Genomic DNA, 16,892 nt, shown 5'->3' with positions numbered 1-16,892 from the left:
GAACGGTGCCTCAAAACGAGGTATCGTTTTTTATTACACCAAGGGGATATTTCAGCAAAACTGCATTAAATAAAGAGGCCAACTTAAAATAATTTTAGGTTGGCCCCATTCATGAAAATCTTAAACAAATTATTGTATTTTATTCAGCACAGTACCCGTAAACCGGTTGGGACCTCCTGAATACCAGCCCACATTGGCAGTATTAGCCGCATTACGGTTGAATAAAATAAACCCATCGATCACAGCGCTGGTACCACCATCACAGATAATAGTGGAAACTCCGTCAAATTTAAAATACGATGCAGACGAACCTATACCGGTATAAAAACTGGCGCCTCCACTTGCACTTGTATAAGCAGGCAAATATAATAATATGCTCCCATCCGAATTTGTAGCCAATTGTTGTGCAAAAATGGCAAGCCTTCTACCATTATTGGCAGTACTCCATTGGACTTCGATCTTCAATCCGGGCCAGGATTCCGAGGTCATGTAAAAAGATTTTTTCTCCTCTTTCACGGACAAGGTAACGATATATTTGTTACCACCATATGCCATTATTTCCCAATCTCCAAGATAATCTTCATATTCAGCCGGATCAGGATCCTGGGTGACTACAAAAGTTGTGACAGCTCCATAACTCTCATCCGTAAAAGTGACGGAAGCTGTCCTTCCGTCCCCATTCACATTAGATGCGACCGTAAATACACCTCCTTCGGCATTTTTTTCAAAGGTAAGCCAGGGAGCATCAAAGGAGACGCTATAACTCCTTTTACCGGATACGATAATATTTTGCGACCCACCCTCAAAAGCAAAATTGAGTGCTTCGGGGAAAAACCCGAAATCATATCCCTCTTGAATAACAGTAAATGTTTTCGATTTCCTTCCGGTGGGGGATTCAAGGATTACCTTTGCCGATCGTGACAAGATTGAGGACGCCGGTTCCACATCTATACTAAGCCCCTGGCTTACTATCTGAGAGGAGGTTATCCAGGTAGCTTCCGGATCAATCGTGAATGAATATTCAAGTCCGGAAGGCATTTCAAGCAGATTCACTCCTCCATCGCTGCTGATAATATATTCCTCCTTATTGGTGAACATGGCGCTTTCTTGGGCAATGATTACCGTAGAAGTAATATTCCCTGATTTGAGGAAGATTTCTGCCACACGGCTTCTTATTGAGGTGTTAGGAGTTACCGTAAAGGAGACTGTAGAACCATTCACGAGAAGGGATGTCAACCATTCTTGCTCGCACGAAGCCGATAGGGTGCCGACGATTTCCCCTATCACAATTGTACCGTTTCCTCCAAACTGGTCGAAATCATAATCAGCTGAAACCAAAGGAATCGAAGGAACCGTATAGTCCCAATCTCCTTCACCGCAACCCGAAAAAAGAGACATACCTACGATTAGCATCAATATGCTGCATGCATTCAGCAAAAAATTATCGTGTCGATATTTTATCGTACTATTCATAATTTTAATTATTTATCGGGTTAATGAAGTCTTGAGGAAACTATTCGGGTTCTGATACCAGCCCACATTGGCGCTATTGGCCGGATTACGGACATATAAAATAAAGCCGGTTATCAATGTAGTTGTTCCACCGGTACAGGTAATGGTGTTTTCACCATCATAGGTATAATAAGCGGCTGAAGAACCTATTGACGGAAAGAATGACGTACCTCCGGTATCATTAAGGTAGGCAGGCATCAGGAGCACCAGATTACCCTCGGGAGTTGTTGCCAGATGTTGGGTATAAAGGGTCAATCTCTTACCCGAGAAAGAAGAACTCCAACCCCATTCAATAGTTAATTCCGGCAGAGCTTCAGAAGTCATATAAAAACTCTTATTTTTTTCTTTCTCGGTAAAAGTGACCGTATAAGAGGTACCTGAAGTATCCTTTATAGTCCAGTCACCCAAATAATCCTTGTAAAGCACGAAATCATCAGGAACAACCGCCTTCAGTACGACATTTGATCCTCGATCGGTGGAAGTAGCGGTATCATCGGATGGGTCATATTTAAAATTTCTCACCGCCGCACCGGCAATCGTAACCACATCATACAGACGTATTACCCCATCGGGTTTATATATGAGGGCCTGGGTAAGTTTCTTTTCCTCCTCTCCCTCTGTCCAGAAGAAGGTAATATTTCTATCGGATTTGGAAGCTGTACCCACTTCTACTCCATCCACATAAAGACTATAATCTGCAAACATCCATTCTATCTCAGTTGCATTGACAGCATCGAGATACTCATCCCATACTACATTGTCGGCAAGTTTGGTCATTGTCATGTAGTTGGTCGTACGCTTCCCTTTCAGCTTCAATTCTCCTTCAGATGTATTATAATCCATCAGCATAAATTCATAATCTCCCTTGCGTCCCTGATAAAGAGCTCCACTATTCTTTCCTTCAGCATAATAATGCAGGTACTGGTTATAAGAATTAAAGGAGAGCATGGCACCAAAGTCGTACAAGATTTCATACAGTGATTGTTTCATTTCAGGGTTTCTTATATATTCAAAAGCGGCCCTCACCGTATCACCTTGTCCAAACTTCACCAGGTAATTGAATCCCCCATAGGGCCGGGTTTCATGGGGATAATAGTCGAATACCCACCCATTGGGCGCCGATTGCAATATCTTGTCATATTCCTCCACAGCAACCTGTTTTCTCACGGCTGCCGACTCGTCAAAAATATCCTTTTCCTCAAACAGGCAGGATGAGAAGAGGATTGATATGAGTACTAAAAAACTAAGTTTTCCTTTCATAATTCCACCTATTTTATTTCAATATCCGTTAAATCAATACTATTTAGTTCGCTAATACGGCTCAGAGTGATGTTGCGTACCTCATCCAGATCGAGATCCCAGTTATTCTTCATATATGTCCTGAGAATAGATAGTTTCTGATTTATCTTTGCTTTGCCCTCATCGGAAGCCTGAGCCACACGGGCTTCCCACCATGCTGCCGAATAGGTCACATACCAGGAGTACAACTCCGCAAAATCTTCATTGGCATTTTTTCTGGCATAGGTAGTGATAAATCCATTATCGAGAGCGTCCTCCAAGGTCTTATTATTCCAGTCATCCTCAATATAATCGGTCAGTGAAATAATCCTGAAGTCATCCGAGAACGGAATCTGCTGATGCATGGAGTGAGTGAACTCGTGGTGTGCTGTTTTAAAACGCCGTACAATCGCATCCTCATAATCGTCATCTATTTTTATGTTATCGAAGACATAATTATTGACTCCGTAAAAGGATATTTTTATCCCTGCTTCGGCTGTTCCCAGCACTGTCGTACCATTATTGTTATAAGCGTAATTGCCCACTATATAAAAATACTTGGGAAAATATGCCTTGGTATTGTATGTATTGCCCCAGACTTCATCGTACCCTTCGAGAATCACATGCTTGAAAGCAATGGCAAATTTGACCGAAGGCAGATAGTCTGCGGGTACCAGAAAATAACCAAGGTCAGATTCTGCATCCAACATCCTGTATTCCCATTTAATATTATAAGGTGCAATAAAGTAGTGATCCAGCCATTTATCAAACTGGGTTCTCTCCATCGTATCGTCCACGAAAATACTTTCGGAGTCGGGCCCATCTTCCGAGCAGGAGACAATAGACAGGAGAGCAAAAAACATCAGGTAATATATAATCTTTCTCATGATTTATCTGTTTTCAAGTTTATTACTATCTTGGATTTGGCTCATAACCCGCTACAAGGACATCATCAGGTATCTGCAACGCACGTCTCGGGTCATCATACGGCAATTTCACCACACTATTGGCAAAGTCCGATACCGTGGAATTGGCATCGAGGGTATACCGGAAAATATCGATTCCCCAACGTTTTACGTCAAACCACCTGAGACCCTGCGACAAGGTTTCAAGGCGACGGCAGTAGAGCAGGAGATGAATCATATTTTCTTTTGTCTTGTCGCTACTTACATCATATAACTGTGATGCAGGGTTCAGTTTATGTTTCAGAGTGGGTTTATACCCCTCTCCATCGTAATAATTTATTCCGTTGAAAAATAAATTAGCCGATTCAACGGTAAATTCCAAAGAGGATACAGTTACATTTTGTCTCCACAGGTTCACATCGGCAAGTGCTTCGTTATACCTTCCCAGCATAATGTAGGCTTCGGCACGGGAAAGCAGTGTCTCTTCCGCCCAGAATTCCACTGTTACCGTCCTGTAGAAGCCTGTACCCGCCACAGGATCGGTGTACTCAAATATATAAGGCATCCTTGGCACGAGTCTCGAGACCTGATTGGCCGAATTATAGGTGGCAATGGGCCATTTATACTGGGAGGTAGAAGAGAGGTATCCCCATGGTGCGTTGGCATAATAGGTTTCCATCTCAGCCAGTCTTGCGCCATGCCTGTAGCGTCCACTCCATGTGTATCCCGTAGCATATTGTCCCATATTAGAATAGGCCGTTTTTATAAGAAAATTGGCATTTTCATCAGCACCTATATACTTTCTGGCCCTGTCATTAGGGGCAGAAGTATAATTTACGATTGCCATCCAGTCTCTCAGGAACGGAGCTGGATTCCCTACAAAAAGTTCATCGGCATATTTTATCACTTTTTCCCATTCACCCTTGTAGAGGAAAAAACGGGCCGCGAACGCCAATGCTGCATTACGATTGAAATGATACTTGGGCACGGCATACTCGGCATCACTGATAAGAGGTAGCCCCTCCAATATATCACGTTCAATTTTTTCATAGACCTCGGCAACGCTATTACGCTTGTATTGTGGGTTAAGCGTAGTCTCAGGGGCCTCCATATAGGTGATGCCCGGGTCAACGGAAGCGGTGGAGGGATTATAATGCAATGAGAAAAGGTTTACCAGCACAAAATGACAGTATGCCCGACACAAAAGCGCTTCTCCTTTCAGGGGATTCATACTGCCATCGGCATTTCCTATTTCTTCAATTGCCTGGAGAGCCGTATTCGCTACCGATATGGCGGTATAGTTCTGAGCCCATACTCTGACCGGATTATCATTTCCGTCGGTCGCTACGGCATCCTTCCAATAAAGCAACTCCTCATTCAAGTCGCTCTTTAAAGGGAATGTATTACCATGATCGTCTACATTGTCACTGCTGAATTCTGCAAGACGGTAGTAGGTTGTTTCGGCATACGCGGAAACCAGCAATTTGGCTATTTTTTCACGTGTGTCCAATTCAGCTCTATTGTCGGGCATATCATCCAGGAAATCATCACACGACAAGATCATGCTCGTTAAAAATACCCCGATCATTATTTTATATATTATATTCTGCATATTCGTATTTTTTAATTTTTCATTCATGTCACGTAAATTGCTCTACATTCCGACCCTCAATGTCAAAGTAAATTGCTTGGGTACAGGTGCTGCTACTCCTCCGGCATTGGCAAATTCGGGGTCTTGCCCGTTAAGTTTCTTATCGGCATAGAGCAGGAAAGGATTTGTAACCTGTCCTTTCAACGATAATGCACTCATTTTTAATCCGGAAATAAGAGATTTTGGAAAATCGTATGTTAACGAAATTTCTTTCAATCTGATGAAATCTCCTTTTGCCACACGTTCCGATGAATAATTATAGGCATTATAATAATATCGAATATTTGTATCTCGGTTATTCTGACGTTTGGAAACTATAACCGGAATGGTTGTATATTTTTCGTCTCCCGCGAGTACCCATCTGTTCTTAAACTCTTTGGGGGTTGCAGTAAGGTCGGAATATGTATTGGCAAACACGGGATCGAGCCTTACCACATTCCCAAAGGAATAGGTGATAAACACGTTGAGACGAAATCCTTTCCACGTCAAGATATTACCAAAGCTGCCCAAATCGGTAGGATCACGTGTCCCCTCGTATACAAGCCATTTTTCGTTATCCGTACGATTCTGAAAATTGATCGTCCCTTTGATAATATTTCCGTCCACATCATAGAACCTGGGAATACCTTCGTCATCAAGACCGGCAAATGGGACCGACCAGACACTGTTGACGGGGTAACCCTCCGTTGCTCCCGACGCTACTCCCTGTGCCATATCAATGACCCTACCATAGTTATGAGTCTTAGTGATCTTTGTCTTGGTGTGGGAATAGATAAAGTCGGTAGTCCATGAGAAATCCTTTGTCTTTATTGCCTTGACAGAGAGGCTAAACTCCAGCCCGTTAGATTTCATGTCCGACACATTTCCATATTTCATGGTAGAACCGCCAAGTCCCTGAGTAACAATACGACCAATAAGATCAAAATTATTCCGTTTATAATAATCCATAGCCATATTGATCTTGTTATTCAAAAAACCGGCTTCCAAACCTATATTCAACTCATGTTTCTTTTCGTAGGAAAGTTCACTGTTTTCAATATCCGAGATGTATAAAGCCGATTCCTGCACATCTGCGGAAGGTCTCCATGGTGTTTTACTCCCTATCACTATATTAGAGTTGGTTACCCATGAAGGGCCACGGGTAGCCGTTAAACTGTATGAGCTTTTCAGCGTCAAGTGCGAAAGAGAGGGTTTTAATGATTCGAAAAAAGGTTCCTCATGCATGTTCCAGGCTCCGGATACGTTCCAAGTGGGAAGCCACCGAGCCGATTTCGATTTTCCAAGCTTATTGGATCCTTCGTAACGCAACGTACCGTTGAATACATATTTCATCTTCCATGAATATACGCCGTTTAACACGTAGGCAGCATCACGGGTGCGGGTATTTATATATTCATAGTATTTGTTGCCATCCTCAATTCCCTGCTTGAACAATTCATACACATAAAAGGGTATCTCACCCATAGTATATTGGAGCCCCCAGCCCCGGAACCAGGTCTGGCGCCTGTCAACCTTATTGAGTTCCATTGCACCGTAAAGATTCACAGCATGATCTTCATTGAAAACATTATTATAAGCAGCTGAAAGACGGAAGTCATAACCCAATACCCGATAGTCATCACGTCGATAAATACCTCCCTGAGGCAGTACCGTGATGGGGCCCTGCCAGACTTTATCGGGATCCTTATATAAATAAGAGTTATTATCAAGTTTAGTTTGCGTTTCCATAGCCCTATATGCTTGTGCCTGGTTCGATTGATCCATGACATGGTGTTCTTGCGAAGTTGACTGGAACTTCATCGCCCCCAATGCGGTAAGGGTAAGATTATATATGGGATTGTATTTCAACTCTCCCTGAATCTTAATATCAGGGATATTAAGTTCCATATAATTATTATTCAACTCATGGACGATGTTGAAAGGAGCATAATTTCTTTTGTAAAATTCATTACCATCAAGTGTGCGAGAGGTGTTCAAGGCAAAAGAATAAGGATTGATATCAAAATTACGTGTTACCTGTCCGAAAACTGCATTCGTCTCGGAAGAGAGCGTTCCGGGTGCATTTTGTTGACGGTAAGAAGCGCTGGTTATAAAATTAAGGTTCAACCCTTTGATAATTTCATAGTTCGCATTTAAATTGGCAGTATACCGGTTTACTTTACTGCGCAGTGACCAGCCTGGGTCAATCATCGCGCTGAAAGAAGCATAATATGACGATTTATCGTTTCCCGAAGTAATACTGATGGAGTGATTCTGTGTGAGATTTGTATCGAAAAGCAAGTCGAACCAATCCGTATTCCTCATTTCTGCCGCCCTCAGATAAGCATTCTTGTCGTTCTGGGTGTTGGGGACAATAAATTGTCCGGTTGCAGGATCAACTGTTGTCAACAACTCTACCATTTTCCCGTAAACTCCACTCTGCCGGGCATTATATACTGAAGCAATTGTCAGATATCCCTTCTGCTCCATCTCCTGATATACACTCATCTGATCCTGAGAGTTCATAATATTGAAGTTCGCATAAGAAGGTACCATCCTTACCGTAAATTCGCCGGTATAATTGATCTTGCTGATCCCGGCTTTTCCTTTTTTGGTAGTTACCACAATAACGCCCGCCATCGCACGCGCTCCATAAATAGAGGTAGCTGAGCCATCCTTGAGAATTTGAAAACTCTCAATATCGTCGGGATTCAATCCGGCAATAGCTGAACTGATAAGTGTTGTAGCATCTCCCGACGAGAGATCGTCCGTACTCACATCGATCACATCATCCATAACTATCCCATCAACCACCCATAAGGGTTTTGAATTACCGTAAATGGAAGTAGCTCCCCGTATTTTTATTTTGGGAGCAGTTCCAAACGTTCCCGACACATTCTGTACAGAAACCCCTGCGGAGCGTCCCTCAAGAGCGCGACTGATCTCCGCCATACCATCTATTTTCACTTCTTCGGCACTCAGACGGTCAGCAGCACCGGTAAACATACGTTTATCGGTCATCGTCATGCCGGTAACAACCACTTCCTGCAATACCTCTGAATCGGCAATCATGGTAACTTGCATGGTGGTTTTCACTGCCAGCTCCTGTGTTTTCATTCCCACATATGAAAACTGAAGGATCCCGTTAGAAGGTGCAGAAAAGATAAAATTTCCATCTATATCGGTTACGGTCCCCTGAGAAGTACCTTTTAACCTGATAGAAGCACCAATAACCGGTTCACCCGACTCATCCACAACCGTACCTCGCACCTGTGTCTGAGCTGTCACAATTCCTACTCCCAAAAAGAAGAAGGTCAAAAGCATCATTAGTTTTCTGTTCATACTCGGTTTGATTTATTAACATTCATATGGATTTAATTTTGCAATAAAGATAAAAGGTGCCTCATGACGGGGCTCATTGAGTCTCTCATATTACGAGAAAAAGTGTTTGACATCAATAATTTTTATTACACTAATGGAACACCTTAAATATACTGCTCTAATAAATTAAATTTAAATCTACAAAAACACTTTATTTTGGTTATTTTACTATTAAAACTAGTATTTTTATCAACAATATGATTTTATAAATATGTAAAATGAAGAAATTTAATAGTTAGTAGCTGGGCTTTATCACATCTTCATTCTGATTAACTTTTATATAATATAATTCAAAAATATATAATTATTTTCGAACCTCACTCTTTTTATTGTTAAATTTTCACTTTTCCACGAAAAAAAAATGCAGGACCTAATAAATTAAAAAAACAGGAATGAATTATACAAGACTTCTTCCCTTCATATATGACTGTAAATCAATACTTAACAATTAACACGCCATAACAACAACGAAAAAGAAAGTAGCTGAAAAAGAAAGTAGCTATACGTTCCATTTGTGAATTTAAACACCTCTCTACTCATTTTAAAAGATTATGAATAAATAACATGAAAAAATCGACTACCGAATAATAATTTTATCAAGAAATCTCAGGAAGGTACTTCCAGTAGCGCTTTGGCATATGCTGGCGTTGTAGTTTAAGGTTGATACGTTCTTTGATGGTAATACTCTGAAAGTATTCTTTCCATAATTGTTGAAAAAAAGCCTCCTCGTCCGAAAGCTTTTCATTACCCGGTTTTCCTGATTTCAATTCGGCAAGATCTTTCTGAGAGAAAGAGATTTCCTGTACCGTACGGGTATCGTAATAAAGACCGACATTTCGTACTGTATCGTAAATAATCCACGGCTGTCCTGCGTAACGAGATTTAAAATGCGGGACAATCAATGAAAGAACATTATAACGCGGCGATACGGGAGCGAACCATATACCGTCTACGGTCTCCTGAAAACGGACAAATTGAACCAGTTTGTGGGCATCCGTAGCTACTTTCTGCGCAATATCCCTGATGCGGAGTACATCATCATCACCGAAATTCATCTCTATTCCCTGTGGATGATCGATACTCTTACGGATATACCGGAACAGCAACATCGCCGTTTCCGGTAATTCCGACAGCCAGACGCTCAACATCATGTTCCGTGCAAATTTCGACAGTTTTTTCTCCAGTGCTTTCCATACCCGCTTCGATTTTTCGATTTCGGTGTCCACATAATACTGCTCTTCTATAAACAGAGGCTTCTGGTCGGATTCAGAAAAGATCAGATCAGGAAACTTCTTCTGCTCATACGCGAAAAAAACGCATGAAAGTAATCCGTCGAAAGTATGGTCGTATTCAAAAACAATCATTTTAGAAGAAAGACTTTTTATTCACATTAGCACATTAATCAGGAAATCATCACATCCACCTACTCCCCCCAATCAATGGAATACTGCAACAGTTCAGCAGCAATCTTCTTCTGTTTCCGGGATACCTGACGACGGACATATTGCGGTGTAAGTTCGTTGACAGTCTGCATTGGCAATTCGCGGCAGACAATGAAATAGCGTGCCCGCTTCATCACCACTCCTATCTTTTTGAGTTGTTCCGAGGTCAACCGTCCGTACCTTCGTGAAGTGATGATCAGTTTGGCAGACTTCACACCAATGCCGGGTATCCTCAGGATCATCTCATAAGGCGCTGTATTTACGTCGATCGGGAAGAATTCAGGATGCCGCAATGCCCATCCCATTTTAGGATCGACATCCAGGTCCAGGTCGGGATGAGCGTCATCCACCAATTCATTGGCTCTGAACTCGTAAAACCGCATCAGCCAATCGGCCTGATACAACCGGTTTTCACGTACCAATGGTGGTGTAGGCAGTATAGGCAGGCGGCTATCACCGGTATTGACAGGAATATAACCCGAATAATAAACCCGTTTGAAGGATGGACGTTTATATAAAGCCGAAGCGAGGGTGAGGATCTGTTTATCATTATCGGGTGTGGCGCCGATAATCACTTGTGTACTTTGTCCCGCAGGGACAAACCGGGGAGCTGAGCGGAATTTTTTACGGTCTTCCGCACTCTCCAACATCCCCTGCTGTATAAAGCGCATGGGAGTGAAAACGCTTGAGTAGTCCTTTTCAGGAGCCAGTAATTTCAGGTTCGTCTCCGATGGGATTTCAAGGTTCACACTCATACGGTCGACCAACCTGCCTGCCTGCGCCACCAGCTCATTACTGGCTCCGGGAATTGCTTTCATATGGATATATCCATTGAAGCGATGCACCTCCCGCAACAGTTTCACCACACGCAGCATCTGCTCCATCGTATAATCGGGATTACGCATCACACCCGAACTCAGGAAAAGCCCTTCGATATAATTTCTCCGGTAAAATTCAATGGTCAGTTCCGCCAGTTCTTCCGCTATAAAGGCCGTACGCCTCACATCGTTACTCCGCCGGTTACTGCAATAGGCACAATCATAGATACAATGGTTGGTAAGCAGTATCTTAAATAAAGAAATACAACGCCCGTCGGGAGTGAAGCTATGGCAAATACCCCACCCTGACGCCGTACCGATTCCTCCCTTCACGTTGTTACGCGAAGTACCGCTTGATGCACAGGATACGTCGTACTTGGCGGCATCGGCAAGAATTTTCAATTTTTCAAGTGTCTTTTCGTTCATTATCGAACAGTTAAGAGAAATGTCAGCAACTATACGGCTTGCAGGGGTTGAGCAACCAACCACCCCAATTACAAAGGAAAGCAATAGAACCCAGATTGACGAATTAAAAATCTTAAAAAATACAGCTTTGTCGATAAGTTAATAACAACCTGATTTTCAGCAATACTATCTTTCAACCATATAACTCCATGAGGAAAAAATAGCCTACTGACAATACCGGTCACATTTGAGATCTCAAATAGTTGATTATTTTTATAACCAATCCGAAGAGATAGGCCGGATATAACGAAACAGATATAGAAAATGCATCCCATTTATCCAGCAATCCCACAGATAGTAACATAGAGGATATTGAACAAAAAGAAAAACGATCAACAAACAAAGGAGATGAATTGACAGATTTCAGGAGTATTTTTGGAGCCATGTACATGTTGCTTTTCGTGTTATCACTGCTGACGGTCTTTTTCGGTGGAAAAGAAGCTATCCTATCGCTCCAATATATACTTACCGCCCTCCTTATTGTGATAACATCGACCTCTTTCTGGGCGCTGACACGATTGAATGCCTATTTGCGAAGGAAGAAAAAACAAGATAAGCGGGTATTTACGGCTATTCTTTTGTCAGTATTTCACGTGCTTTCTCCAGTAATTCGGGTGATTCGGCCGGGGGGAAATGTAATTCGAGCGATTTAAACAGCTCAATAATAATATCACCTACAGCCACACGGGCAAAGAATTTCTTATCGGCCGGAATCACATACCATGGTGCGTAAGGCTTTGAAGTTTTTTCCAGCATCTCCTCAAATGCACGGTCATAATCATCCCATTGCTTCCGCGCCTGCAAATCGGCCGAACTGAATTTCCAGTTCTTATCGGGCTCATCGATACGGGAGAGGAAACGTTCTCTCTGCTCTTCTTTCGAGACATTCAGGAAAAACTTAAGGATACGCATCCCGTTGCGGTAAAGATGTTGTTCGACGGCATTAATATCTTCGTAACGTTTATCCCAGAACTGCCCGTCAATCTTCTCCACCGAATCGTAACCCGGAATACGTTCATTAAGAATCCATTGGGGATTAACTTTCGTCGCCAGCACATTTTCATAATGCGAACGGTTGAAAATTTCTATCATTCCCCGCTCCGGCAAAGCAATATAATGACGCCAGAAATAATCATGTTCCAGTTCATTCCTGCCAGGGGTTTTAAAACTGTGCACCCTGCATCCCTGGGGGTTGATGCCCGACATCACGTGACGGATCACACCATCTTTTCCGGCCGCATCGCGTGCCTGCAGGATGATCAACAACGAATACCGGTCATCAGCATAGAACATCTCCTGAAATTTTTTCAACTTTTTGATGTTCCGCCTGATTTCTTCCTTCGCTGTTTTCCTGGTATACCCACCATCGTCGCAGGTAGAAAAGTCCTTCAGGTTAACCTTTACCCCTTCTTTTACCCGCAACTTGTCGTAGTCGAATTTCATAGGCATTTATATGGCTTTGTTTTGTCCTACATTACTGCCAACACCTTCTAACAATCCCTGGTAGCGGTTATCATCTGAAATAATTTTCAATCCTTCCATGAAGATATCATTCTCTTCATTGATAATCCGGAAGAATGCCGAAGAATCGTACAGGTCACGGGCGATCAGCGCTTTTAACTGTACAAATATCAGTGGGCGGGAAGTAGCGAATTGCTCGTCGTTCCATTCTATTTTTTCGTCGGTCGCCAATTTTTTCAGCTTAGACACCATTGCATCGGTCACCTGGTAATTTTTATTGAACGCGGTAGCATCGGGATATTTCTGCAGTAATGTCTTCCGGTTGTTATCCACTTCGGTGATGGATACCCTGTTGATCACACCCATCGCATTGAGTCGGGCGTGCAACATGGTTCCTCCGGTAGTATCGATCGGCACGAAATAATCCGGCATGATTCCCCCGCCACCATATACCGTACGTTTATTTACCAGGGTGGTATATTTCAGTGAATCGGGGAAATGGATACTATCGGCGGCAAACAGTTCACCATGATTGTAACGATTGATAAAATCCATGTTATATGCATCCTGATTCCCATTTTCATAGGGCTTCTGAATACTCCTTCCGGTAGGTGTATAATACCTCGCAACGGTCAGTCGGATCATGGTACCGTCAGGGAGGGGCAACTGGCGTTGCACCAATCCTTTCCCGAACGTCCTTCTTCCTACGATTACCCCCCTGTCCCAGTCCTGGACGGCGCCGGCAAGGATCTCACTTGCAGATGCCGACGATTCGTTGACCAACACCACTAACTTACCGCCTTTCAGTTCATCGCCACCTGTGGAGTTCATCGTATAGCGTGGTTGATTCTTTCCTTCGGTATAAACGATCAGGTTACCGTCACCCAGAAACTCATTCACGATATCGTTGGCAACCTGAAGGATACCTCCCCCGTTATCGGTCAGGTCCAAAAGAAGATGTTTCATCCCCTGCGACCTCAGCTCCTTTTCTGCCTGCCGGAACTCATCGGCCGAAGTAACTCCAAACCGGCTCAGTCGAATATATCCGGTATCATCGGCCACCATATAGGATGCATCAATACTGGTGATAGGAATCTTGTCTCGGACAATCCTGAACGGCATCAATTCCGGCACACCACGGCGAAGTATCTTCACGTTCACCTGTGTTCCTTTAGGCCCCCGAAGCATGGAGACCACATCCTGATTATTTTTCTTCACCCCGGCAATAAGTGTATCATTCACAAAAATAATCTTATCTCCCGGCATGATTCCTACTTTCTGTGACGGGCCACCGGCAATAACCTCCATTACATAGAGCGTATCTGTCAGCATATTGAATGAGATACCGATGCCGTCAAAATTCCCCTGTAACGGTTCATTCATGGCCTTTACCTCTTCTTTGTTCAGATAGGTAGAATGAGGATCGAGTTCTTTCAACATGCCACGTATGGCCGCTTCGGTCAGATTTCCGGCCTCCACATCATCTACATAAAGTCCTTGGATCAGTTGGAGGGTACGCTCTAACTTAACGCCCTCAGGCGAAGGTCTGAACTGGCCATACACACATCCGTTTAAAAACAGTGTAGCTAAAATAATCGGTATTATTTTTTTCAACATTTCTATTTTTTTGAGTGGTTATCATTCTGGATGAACATTCCTTTCGGGACAAAGTCGCTTACATCATGCCCGTAATGCAATAATTCCCTCACATGGGAAGAACTGATATGGGTCAGAGACGGCTCCGTGAATAATACAAACGTTTCAATTCCTGAAATAGTTCGGTTCATATCGGCGATCGTTTTTTCATATTCGAAATCGGTTACCGACCGGATACCCCTGAGGATATATTGTGCCCCGAGCTTCTGCGCGAATTCTATGGTCAATGAGTCGTAACTCTCCACGCTTACCCGGGGTTCATCTTCATATAATTTGCGGATCATGCCAAGCCGTTGATCCAACGGAAAAAAAGACCGCTTCGCCTCATTAACCCCTATGGCTATCACAATCTCGTCCATCAGGAACAAACCTCTACGCACCAGCGACTCGTGACCGACAGTGAAGGGGTCGAACGTGCCGGGAAACAAGGCGATTCTCTTTTTATCCATATATTGTCACATTACATTAGTTACGCCACCTCATCCTCTTCAACGACGAGGTTTTCAATGATGAACGACTGGCGTTCAGGCGTATTCTTACCCATATAGAATTCAAGCAGTTCCTTCAGGAGATCCTCTTTCCGCATGGTCACCCTGTCGAGCCGGATATCTTCGCCGATAAAGTTACGAAACTCATCGGGTGATATCTCTCCCAATCCTTTAAAGCGGGTTATTTCGGGATTGGGGCTCAACTCTTCAATAGCGGACAGCCGCTCCTCTTCGGAATAGCAATAGAGTGTTTTTTTCTTGTTACGCACCCTGAAAAGGGGTGTTTGAAGAATATATACATGTCCCTTCTTGATCAAGTCGGGAAAAAATTGCAGGAAGAAAGTCAGTAACAACAGTCGGATATGCATCCCGTCGGTGTCGGCATCGGTAGCGATGATTACCCTGTTATACCGCAATCCATCCATATTCTCTTCGATATTGAGGGCAGCCTGCAGGAGATTGAACTCTTCATTCTCGTATACTATCTTCTTGGTCAATCCAAAGCAGTTCAGCGGTTTCCCCCGCAAGCTGAAGACCGCCTGGAGGTTCGGATCGCGGCTTTTGGTGATTGATCCGCTGGCGGAATCCCCCTCGGTAATGAAGATAGAAGTTTTATCCCTGTCGTCCCCTTTGTTGTCATTATAGTGGATGCGGCAATCCCTCAATTTCTTATTATGGAGGTTTGCCTTCTTGGCGCGTTCACGTGCCAGTTTGGTGACACCGGCGATTGCTTTTCGCTCCTTCTCCGAGTCGAGTATCTTCTTCTGTAAGACCTCCGCCGTATCTGCATTTTTATGGAGGTAATTATCGAGTTCTTTCTTGAGGAAGTCGTTGATATGTTTGCTCACCGAGACTCCGTTGGGCGTCATTTCTTTCGATCCCAATTTGGTTTTTGTCTGCGACTCAAACACCGGCTCTTCCACCTTGATGCTGATGGCCGCCACCATCCCGTTACGGATATCGGAATATTCAAAGTTCTTATTATAGAACTCTTTGATCACCCGTGCCGTCGCCTCACGGAAAGCGGCAAGGTGTGTCCCTCCCTGGGTGGTGTGTTGCCCGTTGACAAACGAGTAGTACTCTTCCCCATACTGGTTGGTATGGGTAATGGCTACCTCAATATCCTCTCCGAACAGGTGGATAATGGGATAAAGTTCTTCTGAGGTGAGGTTTTCATTTAACAGGTCTTCCAACCCATTTTTCGAAGTGAATTTTTTACCATTAAAGACGATAGTCAAGCCGATATTCAGGAAGACATAATTTTTCAGCAATGGTTCGATATGTTCGTCGCGGTAATAGTAATCGCCAAATATCTCTTTATCGGGTGTAAAAGTCACGTAGGTACCATTAGCACTCGTAGTGGGCACAATCGCGTGATCCTTCGAGATCACACCCTGCACAAATTCCACCACCTTCATCTGCCCCTCGCGGAAACATTCCATTGCAAAAGAAGAAGAAAGCGCATTCACCGCCTTGATACCCACACCGTTCAGTCCTACCGATTTTTTAAATGCCTTGGAATCGTACTTGGCACCCGTATTCATTTTGGAGCAGACATCCTTCACCTTTCCCAGGGGTACGCCACGCCCATAATCGCGGACGGTCACGTTCCCATTTTCGATGGTCACCTCGATGGTTTTTCCGTAGCCCATCATGAACTCATCAATCGCGTTGTCGAGCACCTCTTTCAGCAACACATAAATACCATCATCATAAGAAGAGCCGTCGCCCAGTTTCCCGATATACATCCCGGGGCGCCGGCGGATATGTTCCTGCCACTCCAAGGTAACAATATTCTCTTCCTGATAATTGTTTTCAATTACTTGTATCTCTTTTTCTGTTTCGTACACTTTATT

General features: G+C 43.5%; 11 protein-coding genes. All 11 read right to left on the bottom strand.

Translation table 11 applies throughout. From position 1 onward, the window contains the following. Positions 1–129: 129 nt before the first annotated feature. The 11 genes from B4G81_RS01900 to B4G81_RS01850 all read right to left on the bottom strand — a co-directional run bounded on the left by B4G81_RS01900 (position 130) and on the right by B4G81_RS01850 (position 16,886). On the bottom strand, positions 130–1,473 hold the full coding sequence (locus B4G81_RS01900; protein WP_294079508.1) for a BACON domain-containing protein: 1,344 nt from the start codon (positions 1,471–1,473) through the stop codon (positions 130–132). A 12-nt stretch (positions 1,474–1,485) separates the two neighbouring features. Continuing rightward, positions 1,486–2,772, bottom strand: coding sequence for a DUF4302 domain-containing protein (locus B4G81_RS01895; protein WP_294079506.1), 1,287 nt, complete (start codon positions 2,770–2,772; stop codon positions 1,486–1,488). A gap of 8 nt (positions 2,773–2,780) precedes the next feature. Next, complete coding sequence (locus B4G81_RS01890; protein ID WP_294079504.1) at positions 2,781–3,677, bottom strand: zinc-binding metallopeptidase; 897 nt, start codon at positions 3,675–3,677, stop codon at positions 2,781–2,783. 25 nt (positions 3,678–3,702) lie between these two features. Continuing rightward, a complete protein-coding gene (locus B4G81_RS01885; protein WP_294079502.1) occupies positions 3,703–5,307 on the bottom strand; it encodes a RagB/SusD family nutrient uptake outer membrane protein in 1,605 nt (534 codons plus the stop codon). 42 nt (positions 5,308–5,349) lie between these two features. After that, the gene (locus tag B4G81_RS01880; protein ID WP_294079501.1) at positions 5,350–8,667 is read right to left on the bottom strand and encodes a SusC/RagA family TonB-linked outer membrane protein; all 3,318 of its coding nucleotides are present in this window, start codon (positions 8,665–8,667) and stop codon (positions 5,350–5,352) included. Positions 8,668–9,302: 635 nt separating this feature from the next. Next, positions 9,303–10,070, bottom strand: coding sequence for a TIGR03915 family putative DNA repair protein (locus B4G81_RS01875; protein WP_294079499.1), 768 nt, complete (start codon positions 10,068–10,070; stop codon positions 9,303–9,305). A gap of 59 nt (positions 10,071–10,129) precedes the next feature. Continuing rightward, positions 10,130–11,392: a putative DNA modification/repair radical SAM protein gene (locus tag B4G81_RS01870; RefSeq protein WP_294079497.1), complete on the bottom strand. Its 1,263-nt coding sequence runs from the start codon at positions 11,390–11,392 to the stop codon at positions 10,130–10,132. A gap of 609 nt (positions 11,393–12,001) precedes the next feature. Then, the gene (locus B4G81_RS01865; RefSeq protein WP_414703147.1) at positions 12,002–12,874 is read right to left on the bottom strand and encodes a PPK2 family polyphosphate kinase; all 873 of its coding nucleotides are present in this window, start codon (positions 12,872–12,874) and stop codon (positions 12,002–12,004) included. Positions 12,875–12,880: 6 nt separating this feature from the next. Then, positions 12,881–14,509, bottom strand: a complete 1,629-nt coding sequence (locus B4G81_RS01860) for a S41 family peptidase (protein ID WP_294079493.1) — start codon at positions 14,507–14,509, stop codon at positions 12,881–12,883. A 2-nt stretch (positions 14,510–14,511) separates the two neighbouring features. Next, positions 14,512–14,997 carry a pantetheine-phosphate adenylyltransferase gene (gene coaD, locus B4G81_RS01855; RefSeq protein WP_294079491.1) on the bottom strand — a complete coding sequence of 162 codons (486 nt, stop codon included), beginning with the start codon at positions 14,995–14,997 and terminating at the stop codon, positions 14,512–14,514. A 20-nt stretch (positions 14,998–15,017) separates the two neighbouring features. Continuing rightward, entirely contained in the window at positions 15,018–16,886 is a 1,869-nt protein-coding gene (locus tag B4G81_RS01850) for a DNA topoisomerase IV subunit B (protein WP_294079489.1), read from the bottom strand. Positions 16,887–16,892 lie beyond the last annotated feature (6 nt).

Origin of the sequence: Proteiniphilum sp. UBA5384 (assembly GCF_002410825.1) — a bacterium.
In the GTDB taxonomy this organism is placed as follows: Bacteria; Bacteroidota; Bacteroidia; order Bacteroidales; family Dysgonomonadaceae; genus Proteiniphilum.
This window is presented reverse-complemented; position numbering and strand designations above follow the sequence as displayed.